Raw genomic sequence first — 14,893 nt, forward strand, 5'->3', positions numbered from 1 at the left:
ATCATGACTGGTATTCACCAACCCGAAGACCTCGGCGTGCTGCGTTTCATCACCGCGGGCAGCGTCGACGACGGCAAGAGCACGTTGATCGGCCGCCTGCTGTACGACAGCAAGGCCGTGCTTTCCGATCAACTGTCGGCGCTGTCGCGGGCAAAGAACAAGCGGACCGTCGGCGACGAAATCGATCTGTCGCTGCTGACCGACGGCCTCGAAGCCGAGCGCGAACAGGGCATCACGATCGACGTCGCGTATCGCTACTTCGCGACCGCCAAGCGCAAGTTCATCATTGCCGACACGCCGGGCCACGAGCAGTACACGCGCAACATGGTGACGGGTGCCTCGACCGCGCACGCGGCGATCATTCTGGTCGACGCGACGCGCGTGACCTTTGTCGACGGCGTCGCGCAACTGTTGCCGCAAACCAAGCGCCATAGCGCGATCGTCAAGCTGCTCGGCTTGCAGCACGCGATCGTCGCGATCAACAAGATGGACCTGGTGGATTACAGCGAGCAGCGCTTCAACGAGATCCGCGACGCGTACGTCGAACTCGCGCGCCAACTGGGCCTGAGCGATGTGCGTTTCGTGCCGGTGTCGGCGCTCAAGGGCGACAACATCGTGACGGCGAGCGAAAGCATGCCGTGGTACGCGGGCGAGCCGCTGCTGGATCTGCTCGAAGCGTTGCCGGTTGATGTGCCGACAGGTCAGGCGCTGCGTTTCCCGGTGCAATGGGTGGCACGTCAGGACGGCAGCCAGGCCGACGATTTCCGCGGCTACATGGGCCGTGTCGAAGCGGGCGAAGTGAAGGTGGGCGACACGATCGTCGTGCTGCCGGCGAATCGCGAAGCGACGGTTGCGGAGATCATCGCGCCGGTGGTCGGCGGCACGGCGCAGGTGGATCGCGCCTTTGCCGGGCAGACCGTGACGATCCGTCTGGCGGAAGACGTCGACGTGTCGCGTGGCGATACGTTCGTGCTGAGCGAAGCCGCGCCGGAACCGGCGAAGAAGCTGGAAGCCGATCTGTGCTGGTTCGACGATGCGCCGTTGTCGACACAACGCAAGTACCTGTTGAAGCAGACCACGAACACGGTGTTCGCGCGGATCGGCGCGATCAAGGAAGTGCTCGACGTGCATACGCTGTCGCAGGCGACCGATCGCAAGGAACTGGCGATGAACGATATCGGCCGCGTTGCGCTGACGTTGCAGAAACCGCTGGTGTGCGATGTGTACGACTCGCATCAGGGCACGGGCGCGTTCGTGCTGATCGACGAAGCGACGCACCATACGGTGGCGGCGGGTATGATTCGGGCGTTTTCGGCTTAAGGTTGTCCACTTAAGATCCGTTGCGGGCGATTTTTGGTTTTTTTATTCTGTCGTTTTACTGCGTGCCGTTGACGGTTCCTCGGATAGGTTGATGCGAATGGGTAAGGTTTTCTTGATCGGCGCAGGGCCGGGTGCCGCAGACCTCATCACGGTGCGCGGTGCGCGGTTGCTGGCCTCCGCCGATGTCGTCCTGCATGATGCGCTGGTCGAACCGGCCATGCTGGACTATGCGCCGGCGCATGCCCGCAGGATCGCCGTCGGCAAGCGGTGTGGGCAGCTTTCTACCGCGCAGCAGTTCATCAATAAGCAGATCGTGGATGCTGCGCGCGAGCATGCGGTCGTGGTCCGGTTGAAGGGCGGCGATCCGATGCTGTTCGGGCGCGCCGACGAGGAGATGCGGGCGCTCGAGGCGGCTGGGGTCGAGTATGAGGTCGTGCCTGGGATTACGGCTGCGCTGGCTGGGGCGGCTTCGTTGAAGCGGTCTTTGACGCTGCGAGGTGTGTCCCGGAGCGTTGCGCTGGCTACTTTTAGCCGGGCGCCTGGGTCGGAGGAGATTCGGGAAAGCGTTAATGCCGATTCGATTGTTTTTTATATGGGCCGGGATAGTGGGGTTGAGATCGCTATTCAATTGATCGAGGCTGGGAGGGCGGGGTCTACGCCTGTGGCGGTTGTCGAGGCTTGTAGTACTTCGCGGGAACGGATGCTTACGCTGACGCTTGAAGGGCTTGCCTCCGGCGAGGCTCAGAGGTGGGTTGATGCTTCGCAGCCTAGTCTTGTGATGATTGGGGAGGCTTTTGCCGCGCGGCGGGGTGAGGTTGATGGGCGGCTGGATTTTGTTGCTGCGGCTTGAGGTTTTGGCCTTTTCTTGTTTTTGTTAGTGGTCTATTAGCGTTGCCCCTGTGCGGGGCGGCACTCACTTTTCTTTGCTGGCCGCAAAGAAAAGTAAGCAAAAGAAAGCGGCTCACACCGCTAGCTCATAAGCGGGCTCCGTGGTCCGCTACGCGGTAGTGGTGCATCTGGAATCCGTGCTCTCGCACATTCCGCGTTCGTGACACAGCAGTCATTATTCCGGCGGCGCTGCGCGCGCCGTCGTGGTCGTTCCTTTGTGGGGCTGAGTGGTTCTTGGCGTTCGCGATGCTTCTTTAGACGGTTGCCAGGATTAGACGCGCGGGCGTCGCGCCGATATGCAGGCCGTCGGTGCGGTTCGCGAGGTAGCGCTCGTTCAGATCGTCTGGGGTCCAGGTGGTCGTGCTGCTGAAGCCGAGTGCGTTCAATGTCTCGGTCAGGCTCGCCGGATCGAAGAAACTCTTCCATGGCTCGCCTCGCTCGGCAAACTGCGCCGTCAACTGCTCCATCGCAATGCGCATGATCGGCGGTAAGTTCGATAGCGGCATCACATACTCGAATAGCACGGCACTTCCCCTCGCGCAGCCGGCAATGAAACGCAAAGTCTCCATGACCGCCGCCTCGTCGAGGTACATCGTCACGCCAAGCCAACTGAAAAGGGCAGGTGCGCCGGCGTCGAAACCGGCACGCGCCAAGCCCTCCGCCAGGCCGACACTCTCGAAATCGATCGGCACGAAACGCAGCGGCGGCGGTGTCGTCATGCCGGTCTCGCGCAGGCGCGTCTGCTTCCACTGCTGGGTCTCCGGCAAGTCGACTTCGAAGATGCGGCCGGGTGCGTCAGGGTGCCGGTAAGCGCTGGTGTCGAGTCCCGCACCGAGGACGACATACTGGCGAATGCCCCGTTCTATCGCGTCGCCCCACACGTCGTCGGCAAGCCGGCTGCGCACGATCACCGAGCTGCGCATGCCAAGCGACGCGGGATGCCGGAAGCGGTCGATATGCTCACGCAAGGCCTGCGCGTCGGCCGTGCCGAGGATGGTCAGCGCGACCGGATCATCAAGCACCAGCGGCCGATCGAGCAACTGGTGCGCGGCCCGTTGCGTTGCCACCATCAGCGCGCTGGGCTTCGGCCCCGCGTTGACCGGCGCAATGTCGTGGCCGACGAGATGCGCCTTGTTCAGATAAGCCAACAGTGAATCGTCGAGGCCGATGCCCAGTTGCAGGTCCGGCTCGCGCATCAAGGCATCGCGCACGCGCGCTTCCAGGACTGCGTCGTTTCCGCAGAAGCTGTCGCGAAACAACTGCTGCCAACGCTCGACGATCGCCTGCACGGCGGGCGCACCGGCATCGGTGCCGGCCTCCATGTGTGTCCGCAGTTCGACCACCAATGCCGGCCATGCCTGGCTCTTCGCGCTGGCGAACTGGCGGCGCCTTACCTCGTCGGCCTGAGCCGGGCTGAGGTATCGGGCGAACAGCGCGCAGCGTGCATGCGTGAACGCCTCATCGATCCACGTCAGCATATCTGGCGTGATGCCGACGATCTGCTGGGCGCGAGGTTCGCCGAGTTGCATCATCGTGAGCTTGATGGCGAGTGCGGGATCGTTGCGGGTCAATTGAATCGCGAGGCGGACCCAGCGCCAGGCGAGCGCCTGTGCATCGCCGCTTTCGGGCGGGAGCGGTTGCTCGACCGCATGACGGACTTCGCCGACGAGCGCGGACCATGCTGGATCGGTTGGCGCGACCGTATCGGGCCCGGATGCGAGGAGCGCATCGAGTTCGTGGTCGTCGAGGTGTTTCTGGTACATGTTCATGAGCTCCAGCGTATCCAGCCAGTCGGGCGCCGAGGTTTCGGAGCCGTCGGCGATTGCGTCGACGAGATGTTGCAGATGACGACTGAGACGCTGTGCGCGCGAAGCTTGGGCGTCGAGCTCCGCGATCTGGCGCACGAGGATATCGAGCGGCGGCTGGACCGCGTGACCGTCGAGACTAGCCTTGATAACGGGAAGCGAGTACCCGAACCGCTTGAGCGCTTCGATGCGATGAAGCCGGATGAAATCATCGAGCCCATAGAGGCGTGCGCCGCCGCCGGTGCGCAGCGGGGGGGAGAGCAAGCCGATCGCATCGTAGTGATGCAGCGCCCGAACGCTCAATCCAGCCTTCTTTGCCAGTTCACCGATTTTCAGTCGCATGGCGTTCCCAATCGTCGATATCAACCATAGAAGGTAACGTAGCGTCAGGTGCAAGAGAAACCTACGCATTCGAGAACAGGATCTAGTAAATCGATTTGAAACTTTAAACAGCCATAGCCAATGCAGTTTGCTGTTAGCCAAACCGTTTACGGGACGAGCGCGCAAAGGCCGACAATCCGACCCGGCTCATAGACATGAAAATAGAGAAAGCAAAAAACCGGCAATAACCGCCCGACCGCGACGGCGCGCGCAGCGCCGCCGGAAGAATGACTGCTGTGTCACGAACGCGGAGTGTGCGAGAGCACGAATTCCAGATGCACCACTACCGCGTAGTGGGCCACGGAGCCCACTTATGAGCTAGCGGTGTGAGCCGCTTTCTTTTGCTTACTTTTCTTTGCGGCCGGCAAAGAAAAGTGAGTGCCGCCCCGCACAGGGGCAACACTAATAGGCCACTAAGACCAGCAAGGAAGGCCCAAAAAAAGGAAAAAAGAGAAGAGACGAGCAACCCCAACCCATCACCCCTGCCGAAGGCAATACATAGCAACGGCATCAAGCACACCATCATCCTCCCCAACAGCCCCAGCGCACCGAACCGAGACCGAAGGAAACAAACCCCGACACTCCTCAACCAGCGCCGGCAGATCCTTCCTGACATGCCCCCCTTGTCCGAAAAAAACCGGCACAACGGTAACAGCATCACACCCGCCGGAGGCAAGAACCCGAACCGCCTCGACGAGCCCAGGCTCCATCAACTCCAGAAAAGCCACCACAACAGGCCCAGCCTCACCCGCGGCGGCCCGTAACGCCTGCAACTTGCCGGCCAGCCGATCGAACGGCTCCCGCCACCTCACATCCCGCGCGCCATGCGCAAAAAGAACAATCCCACGCGTAGCCATGGCGAAGCTCCTAATGCCGATCGACCCACTTCAATCCAACCAACCCGAGCACGAGATAAACCAGCCCAGGCGTCGCCGCGGTCAACGGCGCGGGCCAGGTATTCAACGTACCGATATGCGAGAACAGCGTATTAAACAACTGAAAACTCATCCCCAGCATAATCCCGCCGAAAACCTTCACCCCCACCACCCCAGCCCGCGTATGCAAATACGCAAACGGCAATGACAGCACCAGCATCACGAACACCGCGAACGGATAAAGAATCTTGCGCCACAACGCAATCTCATACCGCTGTGTATCCTGATGGTTCTCCGTCAAATGCTGGATATACCGGAACAGATTGAACATCGACATCCGATCCGGCGACACCAGCAACACCGACAGAATCTGCGGCGTCAACTCGGAGCGCAGCGAATACTCCGGCAAGCTCACCTGCGTCGCGCGATACACCGGATTCAACGCATCGGCCGGCGTGCCCGGAGGAGGGGGCACGTCGATCAACTGCGTATCCGTCACATCGGTCAACTGCCAATGCCCCGGCGGCTGATACTTGCCGCTCTTCGCGATCCGCACGTTCGACAGACGGAACTTCGAATCGAACTCGTAAATCCGTACGTTGCTGATCGTCGCATCCGGCTTCAACTCGCCGACGTTCACGAAGCGCGTGACCTGCTCGCCATCGGCGCGCGCGGTGAGCGTGTCCTTCACCCACACGCCCGACTGGAAATTACTCGACACCGACGAGCCCAACGCCTCCAGCCGCACCCGCTCCGACAACTGATCCGTATACGGCCCGACCACTTCGCCGATCAGATAGGTGAGGAACACCAGCGGAATGCCGATCTTCAGCAGCGAGCGCAACGCCTGATTGGTCGCCAGCCCCGACACACGGAAAATCGTGTATTCGGAATTCGCCGCCATCTGCGCGAACACATAGATCGCGCTGATCAGCGCGGCCACCGGAATGATTTCGTAAAAGCGCGACGGCGTCTGCAAGGCGACGCGCAGCACCGCGTACTGAAACTTGTAGTTGCCGTGACCGACCGAATTCAATTCGTTGATCAGGTCGAAGAAAAAGAACAGACCCGAAAACGCAAACAGAATGAAGATGAACGTGAGGTAGATCTGACGCGCGAAATACCTTTCATAAATGCGCATCGGTCAGGTTCCTTGCGAACGGTTGAACATGGCCCGCGTGAACAGCGGCCGGTTGCGCACGCGCAGCCAGAAGATAAACGCGACGATCACCGCGACGATCACGTGCAGACACACCAGCCCGACGCCGAACGACATCTTGCCCTGCTCGATCCACGACTGCACCACGTTCAACAGATTCGAGTACGTCAGATAGATCAGCACGGCCATCACCAGATTGATCGTGCGACTGCGCCGCGGATTCTGGTGCGCGAGAGGAATCGCCAGCAGCATCAGGTTGATCGCGATCAGCGGCAGTCCCGCACGCCATGCGAATTCGGCGAGATTTTCATTGGTCGGGTTGCGCAGCAGCGCGAGCGTCGATGTGCCGGTGGTGGTCGACGTATTCACGACCGGCTGGCTCTGGATCTTCACGCCATAGCGCTCGAACTCCATGATGCGGAAATCCGGATGCCCCGGCTCGCCGTCGTAGCGCCGGCCGTTTTCGAGCACCACGAAGCGGTCGCCGTTCTTGTGCGTCTCGGTGTGGCCGTTCTTCGACACCACCACGTTGACCTTGCCGTTCTCCGTGCTGGTGACGAATACGTTCTCCACGTGCCCCTGATCGGGCGACATCTTCTCGATGAAGAACACGCGATGGCTCGTGGCCGATTCGCGGAACTGGCCCGGCGCGAGCAGCGAGACTTCATCGCGCTGCTGGAAGCGCGCGCGGATCAGCTTGCTCTGCTGGTTCGACCACGGCCAGCCGACGAACACGAAGAACATGATGAGGATGATGATCGGCGTGGCGAAGATGCCGATCGGCTTGATGAACTGCGTGAGGCTGACGCCCGAGGACAGCCACACGACCATCTCGGAGTCTTTGTACCAGCGTGTGAGCACGAACAGGATCGACACGAACAGGGTCGCGACGAGCATGATGGCCAGGTAGCCGATCACGGTGAGGCCGATGAGGACCAGCACGTCGCGCGGGTCGATCTCGCCCGAGGCCGCGAAGCCGACGATGCGGATCATCATCGTCGTCAGCACGAGCGTGAGCAGAACCATGAACACGGCACCAGCCGTATACGCGAGTTCGCGCTGGAGGGAGCGTTCGAAGATCATTATTGATGACGAGAGGGGGCGCTCTCAGTGGCGCGCGGATTACTTCCCGTCACACCTCCAATGCAGCCGCCGCGGGAAAAATAGCGGATAATTGCGGCTTTCATCCTAAGCCCAGATTTTATCCGAGGACAAGCGCGATGGACTTTAGCATAAAAGCCTGTGATTGGACCAAAGGCTCGTCAAACGGTTTCCTGACCGGTAAATCCGATTGCATCGTGATCGGCGTGTTCGAGTCGCAGACGCTTTCGGGCGCGGCGCTCGAGATCGACGCGGCCACCAAGGGGCTGCTGACCCGTGTCATCAAGGCCGGCGACATGGAAGGCAAGGCCGGCTCCACGCTGTTCCTGCACGAGGTGTCGGGCATCGGCGCATCGCGCGTGCTGCTGGTGGGTCTCGGCAAGCAGGACGCTTTCAGTCAGAAAGCCTACGCCGAAGCGACCCGCGCCGCATGGCGCGCATTGCTCGCCACCAAGATCGTCCAGGTCACCTTCACGCTCGCGCAATTGCCGGTCCTCGAACGCACGGCCGACTGGGGCGTGCGTGCCGCGATCCTGGCGCTGCGCGAACTGACCTACAAGTTCACGCAGATGAAGAGCAAGCCGGATACCACGCCGCGCGCGCTCAAGCGTGTCGTGTTCAGCGTCGATACCGGCGACGAGAAGGCCGCCAAGCTGGCCGCGAAGCAGGGCGCCGCGCTCGCCAACGGCATGGACCTCACGCGCGACCTCGGCAACCTGCCGAGCAACGTCTGCACCCCGACCTACCTCGCGAACACCGCGAAGAAGCTCGCCAAGGACTGGAAGCTGAAGGTCGAAGTGCTCGGCGAAAAGCAATGCGAAGCGCTGAAGATGGGCTCGTTCCTGTCGGTCACGGCCGGCTCGGTCGAACCGGCGCAGTTCATCGTGCTGCAGTACCAGGGCGGCGCCGCGAAGGCCGCGCCGGTGGTGCTGGTCGGCAAGGGCGTCACGTTCGACACCGGCGGCATCTCGCTGAAGCCGGGCGAAGGCATGGACGAGATGAAGTACGACATGTGCGGCGCCGGCTCGGTGCTGGGCACGATCCGCGCGGTCGCCGAACTGGGCCTGAAGATCAACGTCGTGGCGATCGTCGCGGCGGTCGAGAACATGCCGTCGGCCACGGCCACCAAGCCGGGCGACATCGTCACCAGCATGAAGGGTTTGACGATCGAAGTGCTGAACACGGACGCCGAAGGCCGGCTGATCCTGTGCGACGCGCTGACCTACGCCGAGCGCTTCAAGCCGGCTGCCGTGATCGACGTCGCCACGTTGACGGGTGCCTGCGTGATCGCGCTGGGTCATCACAACAGTGGCCTGTTCTCGAAGGACGACGCGCTGGCGGGCGAACTGCTCGACGCATCGCGCGAGGCATCGGACCCGGCCTGGCGCATGCCGCTCGACGACGAGTATCAGGAGCAATTGAAGTCGAACTTCGCCGACATGGCGAACATCGGCGGCCGTCCTGGCGGCAGCGTGACGGCGGCGTGCTTCCTCTCGCGCTTCACCGAGTCGTATCCGTGGGCGCATCTGGACATCGCGGGTACGGCCTGGAAGAGCGGCGCGGCGAAGGGCGCGACCGGTCGTCCGGTGCCCTTGCTCACGCAGTTCCTGATCGACCGCGCCGCGGATGGCCGGACCGCATAATGACGCAATGCAGTAACGCGGCAAGCGCGTCCGCAAGCCCGCTGGCCGATGGGGCCGCGGACGCCGTCGGGAGCCGCCGGTGACGAGAATCGATTTTCACTCGAACGTCGGCGACTCGTTGCTGTACGCGTGCCGCCTGATCCGCAAGGCGTATCAGGCGAACCAGCCGACCATCGTGCTGGCCGAGCCCGCGCGGCTGCGGGCTTTCGACGAACAGCTCTGGACTTTCTCGCCGCTCGACTTCGTGCCGCACTGCATGGCGGGCACCCCGCTCGCCGCGCAAACGCCGATCGTGCTGACGTCGTCGCTCGACGACCTGCCGCACCACCAGGTGCTGCTCAATCTGGGCGCCACGGTGCCTGCGCAGTTCGCGCGCTTCGAAAGATTGCTCGAAGTGGTCGGTAACGCACACGACGAACTCACTGCCGGCCGTGAACGCTATCGTTTCTATCGCGATCGCGGCTATGCTTTGAACAACTACAAGCAGGGCAGTTAGATTCCCTTTTGCCGCGTCGCGTGGTCTCCCGTTGCAGGGAGTCGGCGTCGATTCGGGCTGCCCGCTTCGACCCAAAACACGGAGAGCGCACGTGTCCGATCCCCACGACAATTCGATTCCGGTTCTGCACGAAATCCTCGTGCCGGGCAATCCTGTGCAGACGCGTCGTCCTTCAGGCGATGCCGCTGCCGACGAGACCTCCCCGCACGACAAGCATGCGCCGCGCGAACCCGGCTTTCGCGCGGAACCGGTGTTCACGCCGTCGTCGGACCATGCGCATGAACCGACGCTTGCGCGTGAAGCGCAGGCCGAGCCCGAGCCCGAGCTCGACCCCGAGCTTGCGCCGCAGCCGGTGCTGACCGAAGACGACATGCTCGCGGCCGAACCGGTACTGCCCGCGGAACCGATGGACGAGCCGCCGCCGCTGCCCACGCTCGACGAAGTGCTCGCGCCGGGACGCGGCATCGGCGCGGATGCCGCGCACGACGCCGATGCGCTTGCGCACGCGAAGAAGCGTGCGCGCGGTCATCACGCGCATGACGAAACACCCGAGCGCGACGCCGGCGTGTTCGGCCGTACCGAACCGTTGCCTCCCGCCGAAGCCGGCGCGATCGTGCCGCCCGATCTCGCGCATCAAGCCGGCGCGACACCGCAGCCGGGTCTGGATGCCGATCTGATCGCCGAACGTTTGCGTGGACGCTTCGCGGGTTTCCTGACCGGCGAGGGACGCGGCATCATCGAGGCGCGTTGCCGCGATGCGTTGCAGGAACACACCGGCTGGCTCGTCAATCAGATCACGCGTGAAGTCGCGCTGACGCTGGAAACGGAAATGACCGCGTGGGTGCGCGAAGCGGTGGAGGAAGAGATCGCGCGGCGCAACGGCCACGCGTGAATGTGGATGACTGCGAGGTTCAGGGCGTGGGTTGCTTCAACGACAACACCCAGTCCGCGAGCGTGGCCGCCTGATCGGGCGTGAGCTGCGTGTTCGCGGGCATCGGCACCGGTCCCCACACGCCGGCGCTGCCGTCCAGAATCTTGTGCTTCAGATAGGTGGCGGCGTCTTCGCGGCCTGCATATTTCGCGGCGACGTCGTGCAGTGCCGGTCCCATGAACGGACGTGTGACCGAGTGGCAGCTCATGCAGTTCTGCTGCTGGGCGAGTGCGAGACCGGGGGCGGCCTCGGCATGCGCGAGCGGACTGGCGGCGCTCAGAAGCGCGCCCAGCAGACCGGCAACCGCAAGCGCTGCGTGCGACATGGAATTCATTCTGGTCTCCGTCGGTGCAGATGCCCGACTCGTGGTGGACGCATTATAAAAGGAAAGGGGCGCACGGTTTTTCCGTGCGCCCCTTCGCTTTTACGTAGCCCTGCTACGGCGTCAACCGGTAATCGCCCCCTTGTTCGCGGGCAGCGCCAGCGCCGAATACTTCGCCAGCACGCCGCGCGTGTAGCGCGGTTTCGGTTGCTGCCACGCGGCTCGGCGGCGCTGCATCTCCGCATCGTCGATGTTCAGTTGCAGCAGCAACTGGTGCGCGTCGATGGTGATCGAATCGCCTTCCCGCACGAGCGCGATCGTGCCGCCGACGAACGCTTCCGGCGCGACGTGCCCAACCACCATGCCCCACGTGCCGCCCGAGAAACGGCCGTCGGTGATCAGCCCGACGCTTTCGCCGAGCCCCTTGCCGATGATCGCCGATGTCGGCGCGAGCATCTCCGGCATGCCGGGGCCGCCCTTCGGTCCGAGATAGCGCAGCACCACCACGTCACCGGCGACGATGCGATCCGCCAGGATCGCTTCCAGCGCGCTTTGCTCGTCGTCGAACACGCGCGCCGGGCCGGTGATCACCGGGTTCTTCAAGCCGGTGATCTTCGCGACCGCGCCGTCTTCCGCGAGATTGCCCTTGAGAATCGCGAGGTGGCCTTGATCGTAGAGCGCCTGGCCGATCGGGAAAATCACCTGTTGATCGGCGCGCGGTTTGCCGGGCACGTCCTTGAGTTCTTCGGCGAGCGTCTTGCCCGTGATGGTGATGCAATCGCCGTGCAGCAAACCTGCGTCGAGCAGGATCTTCAAGACCTGCGGGATGCCGCCGGCCTGATGCAGATCCGTCGCGACGTATTGACCCGACGGCTTCAGATTGCAGATCACCGGCACTTTTTTGCGGATGCGCTCGAAGTCCTCGATGCTCCATTCGACCTCGGCCGCGTGCGCGATCGCCAGATAGTGCAGCACGGCGTTGGTCGAGCCGCCGGTCGCCATGATCAGCGCGACGGCGTTCTCGATCGACTGCCTGGTGATGATGTCGCGCGGCTTCAGATCGCGCTTGACCGCCTCGACCAGCACGCGCGCCGATTCGGCGGCGGAGTCGACTTTCTCCTGGTCCGGATTGGCCATGGTCGACGAATACAGCAGCGACATGCCGAGCGCCTCGAACGACGAGCTCATCGTGTTGGCGGTGTACATGCCGCCGCACGACCCCGAGGTCGGGCACGCGTTGCGTTCGACCCCTTCGAAATCTTCCTCCGACATGCGGCCCGCGGTGAACTCGCCGACCGCCTCGAACGACGACACGATCGTCAGGTCGACGCCTTTCCAGTTGCCCGGCTTGATCGTGCCGCCGTACACATAGATGCCGGGCACGTTGGCGCGCGCGAGCGCGATCATCCCGCCGGGCATGTTCTTGTCGCAACCGCCGATCACGACCACGCCGTCCATCCATTGACCCTGCACGCAGGTCTCGATGCAGTCGGAGATCACCTCGCGCGACACGAGCGAGTACTTCATGCCTTCGGTGCCCATCGACATGCCGTCGGAGATGGTCGGCGTGCCGAAGATCTGCGGATTCGCGTCGGCACCCTTGATCGCGGCGACGGCCGCGTCGGCCAGACGTTGCAGGCCGGCGTTGCACGGCGTGATGGTCGAGTGGCCGTTGGCGATGCCGATCATCGGCTTGTCGAAGTCTTCCTTCTGATAGCCGAGGGCGTAAAACATGGAGCGATTCGGCGAACGCGCCACGCCCTGCGTGATGTTCTTCGAACGACGGTTGTATGCCATGGGGAACTCCAGTCGGTTTTGTTTTGATGCGTGCCGCGTCTCTGTTCTTGTCTTGACGTTGGCTTCTGTTCGCCGGCCGGGAGCCGCGCGATGCGTCGTTTCAGTGTAGTGCGCGACGCCCAATGCAAGGATGCGGTTTTGTAAAACACGTGTCCAATATATTATTGGCGGTCTATTAGGTCGTAAAATGTATCAATCATGCTGCCCAACGTCCCCGACCTGCGCCAGTTGCGCTATTTCGTGACCGTCGCCGAGGAAAAGCACTTCGGCCGCGCGGCGGTGCGTCTGTCGATGACGCAGCCGCCGTTGTCGCAGGCCATCCGCGCGCTCGAGGAAACGCTCGGCGCCGAGTTGTTCGCGCGGACCAAACGCTCGGTCGAGCTGACCCCGGTCGGCGCCGATCTGCTGCCTGAGGTGCGCCGCTTGCTGGCGGCCGCCGAAGGGCTGCGGCCGCTCGCGCAGAGTCTCGCGCGCGGCGAGGCGGGGGTGTTGTCGCTGGCTTTCGTCTCGACCGCGGACTATGGGCTGCTGCCCGCGCTGCTGCGCGATTTCGGCGCGCGGCATCCACGTGTGCGGCTCGAATTGACCGAAGCCACCAGCGACGTGCAACTCGACGAACTGATCGCCGGACGTATCGATGCCGGGCTCGTGATCGCACCGCTGCCGTCGCGTCACGCGACGCAACTGACCTGGCTGCCGATCGCGCGCGAACCGCTGATCGTGGCGATGTCGACCGAGATGGCGGCGAGCATCGGCCTTCGCGGCGAGCCGTCCGCCGAACGGCTCGACGCGCCCATCAGCTTGCGCGAACTCGCCGATGCGCCGCTCGTGATCTTTCCAAGGCGTTTGGCGCCTGGCTTTTATGACATCATTATGGATTGCTACGGCGTCGCGGGCCTCGTGCCTCGTGTCGGTCAGGAGGCGATCCAGATGCAGACGATCGTGAGCCTCGTGTCGGCCGGCATGGGTGTCGCACTGGTGCCGCAATCGTTACGTAATCTGCGCCGCACCGGCGTGGTGTATCGTCCGCTGGTCGAGTCGGTGCCCGCGATCGAAACCGGGCTCGTCTGGCGCACGGCGGAGGTGAGTCCGGTGCTGGCGGGCTTCGTCGACGTTGCCCGCGCGCAGGCGGCGATGGCCTCATGAACGACCGCCGCGATGAGAGGCGCAACCGCGGCAACCGAAGCAACCTCAGCGACCCAAGACTAACCGGCGATCCACCCACCTGCTTCTCAACTTGAACTGCCCATAACAACACGATGCACATTCACCCGAATTTCGACCCCGTTGCCATTCATCTGGGGCCGCTCGCAGTCCGCTGGTATGGCCTGATGTACCTCGTCGCGTTCATCGCGGCGATCGTCGTCGGCCGGTTGCGGCTGCGCTTGCCGTACGTCGCCGCGCAAGGCTGGACCGCGAAGGATATCGACGACATGCTGTTCTACGGCGTGCTGGGCACCATCCTCGGCGGCCGTCTCGGCTACGTGCTGTTCTACAAGGCAAGCTTCTATTTCGCGCATCCGCTCGACATCTTCAAGGTGTGGGAAGGCGGCATGTCGTTCCACGGCGGTTTTCTCGGCGTGACGATCGCGATGGTGCTGTTTGCGTATCAACGCAAGCGCTCGTGGCTGCAAGTCACCGATTTCGTCGCGCCGATGGTGCCCACCGGGCTCGCGGCCGGGCGTCTCGGCAACTTCATCAACGGCGAGTTGTGGGGCCGCGTGACCGACCCGTCGGCGCCGTGGGCCATGCTGTTTCCCGGCGCCGCGCCGGACGACGCCGCGTGGCTCGCCGCGCATCCGCAACTGGCCGCGCAATGGCATCTGAACGAAGTATTCGCGCAATATCACATGCTGCCGCGTCATCCGTCGGAGCTGTATGAGATTGCGCTCGAAGGCGTGGCGCTGTTCTTCGTGCTGATCTTCTTCTCGCGCAAACCGAAGCCGCTGGGCGCGATTTCCGCGGTGTTCCTGATCGGCTACGGCCTCGCACGCTTCACGGTCGAGTTCGCGCGCGAGCCCGACGACTTCCTGGGTCTGCTGGCCATGGGGCTGTCGATGGGCCAATGGCTGTCGCTGCCGATGATCCTCGTCGGTATCGGCATGCTCGTGTGGTCGTATCGCCGCGCGCGTCGCGAACCGGCGCAGGCGGTCAGCGCGAATTAAGCGCTGGGCT

General features: G+C 63.2%; 13 protein-coding genes. 7 read left to right on the top strand and 6 right to left on the bottom strand.

Annotated features, from left to right (window positions below):
* The first annotated feature begins 3 nt into the window (after nucleotides 1–3).
* Nucleotides 4–1,320, top strand: a complete 1,317-nt coding sequence (locus LFL96_RS03960) for a GTP-binding protein (RefSeq protein ID WP_280998260.1) — start codon at nucleotides 4–6, stop codon at nucleotides 1,318–1,320.
* A gap of 97 nt (nucleotides 1,321–1,417) precedes the next feature.
* The gene (gene cobA, locus LFL96_RS03965; protein WP_280998262.1) at nucleotides 1,418–2,170 is read left to right on the top strand and encodes a uroporphyrinogen-III C-methyltransferase; all 753 of its coding nucleotides are present in this window, start codon (nucleotides 1,418–1,420) and stop codon (nucleotides 2,168–2,170) included.
* A 292-nt stretch (nucleotides 2,171–2,462) separates the two neighbouring features.
* Here the strand turns inward: cobA and LFL96_RS03970 are convergent, their stop codons facing one another.
* From LFL96_RS03970 to lptF, 4 genes are all read right to left on the bottom strand, one after another.
* Nucleotides 2,463–4,355 carry an SAM-dependent methyltransferase gene (locus LFL96_RS03970; RefSeq protein ID WP_281000545.1) on the bottom strand — a complete coding sequence of 631 codons (1,893 nt, stop codon included), beginning with the start codon at nucleotides 4,353–4,355 and terminating at the stop codon, nucleotides 2,463–2,465.
* Between the two features lie 515 nt (nucleotides 4,356–4,870).
* A complete protein-coding gene (locus LFL96_RS03975) occupies nucleotides 4,871–5,251 on the bottom strand; it encodes a CbiX/SirB N-terminal domain-containing protein (protein ID WP_280998263.1) in 381 nt (126 codons plus the stop codon).
* A gap of 10 nt (nucleotides 5,252–5,261) precedes the next feature.
* Nucleotides 5,262–6,410 carry an LPS export ABC transporter permease LptG gene (gene lptG, locus LFL96_RS03980; RefSeq protein ID WP_179743366.1) on the bottom strand — a complete coding sequence of 383 codons (1,149 nt, stop codon included), beginning with the start codon at nucleotides 6,408–6,410 and terminating at the stop codon, nucleotides 5,262–5,264.
* Between the two features lie 3 nt (nucleotides 6,411–6,413).
* Nucleotides 6,414–7,511, bottom strand: coding sequence for an LPS export ABC transporter permease LptF (lptF, locus tag LFL96_RS03985; protein WP_280998267.1), 1,098 nt, complete (start codon nucleotides 7,509–7,511; stop codon nucleotides 6,414–6,416).
* 137 nt (nucleotides 7,512–7,648) lie between these two features.
* Here lptF and LFL96_RS03990 point away from each other — a divergent pair, with 137 nt between their 5' ends.
* The 3 genes from LFL96_RS03990 (at nucleotide 7,649) to LFL96_RS04000 (ending at nucleotide 10,560) form a co-directional block, all read left to right on the top strand.
* Complete coding sequence (locus LFL96_RS03990; RefSeq protein ID WP_280998269.1) at nucleotides 7,649–9,172, top strand: leucyl aminopeptidase; 1,524 nt, start codon at nucleotides 7,649–7,651, stop codon at nucleotides 9,170–9,172.
* Nucleotides 9,173–9,251: 79 nt separating this feature from the next.
* On the top strand, nucleotides 9,252–9,668 hold the full coding sequence (locus LFL96_RS03995) for a DNA polymerase III subunit chi (RefSeq protein WP_280998271.1): 417 nt from the start codon (nucleotides 9,252–9,254) through the stop codon (nucleotides 9,666–9,668).
* A gap of 91 nt (nucleotides 9,669–9,759) precedes the next feature.
* Nucleotides 9,760–10,560 (top strand): DUF2486 family protein, encoded by an 801-nt coding sequence (locus LFL96_RS04000; protein WP_280998273.1) that lies wholly within the window; start codon nucleotides 9,760–9,762, stop codon nucleotides 10,558–10,560.
* Between the two features lie 19 nt (nucleotides 10,561–10,579).
* On the opposite strand, the gene LFL96_RS04005 is transcribed toward LFL96_RS04000, so the two are convergent.
* Nucleotides 10,580–10,933: a c-type cytochrome gene (locus LFL96_RS04005; RefSeq protein ID WP_280998275.1), complete on the bottom strand. Its 354-nt coding sequence runs from the start codon at nucleotides 10,931–10,933 to the stop codon at nucleotides 10,580–10,582.
* A gap of 111 nt (nucleotides 10,934–11,044) precedes the next feature.
* Nucleotides 11,045–12,718, bottom strand: a complete 1,674-nt coding sequence (ilvD, locus tag LFL96_RS04010; protein ID WP_280998277.1) for a dihydroxy-acid dehydratase — start codon at nucleotides 12,716–12,718, stop codon at nucleotides 11,045–11,047.
* 198 nt (nucleotides 12,719–12,916) lie between these two features.
* Between ilvD and LFL96_RS04015 the strand changes: the two genes are divergently transcribed.
* Entirely contained in the window at nucleotides 12,917–13,864 is a 948-nt protein-coding gene (locus LFL96_RS04015) for a LysR family transcriptional regulator (RefSeq protein WP_280998279.1), read from the top strand.
* A gap of 113 nt (nucleotides 13,865–13,977) precedes the next feature.
* Nucleotides 13,978–14,883 carry a prolipoprotein diacylglyceryl transferase gene (gene lgt / locus LFL96_RS04020; RefSeq protein WP_280998281.1) on the top strand — a complete coding sequence of 302 codons (906 nt, stop codon included), beginning with the start codon at nucleotides 13,978–13,980 and terminating at the stop codon, nucleotides 14,881–14,883.
* Nucleotides 14,884–14,893 lie beyond the last annotated feature (10 nt).

The sequence above is a fragment of the Paraburkholderia sp. D15 genome (genome assembly GCF_029910215.1).
Classification (GTDB): Bacteria; Pseudomonadota; Gammaproteobacteria; order Burkholderiales; family Burkholderiaceae; genus Paraburkholderia.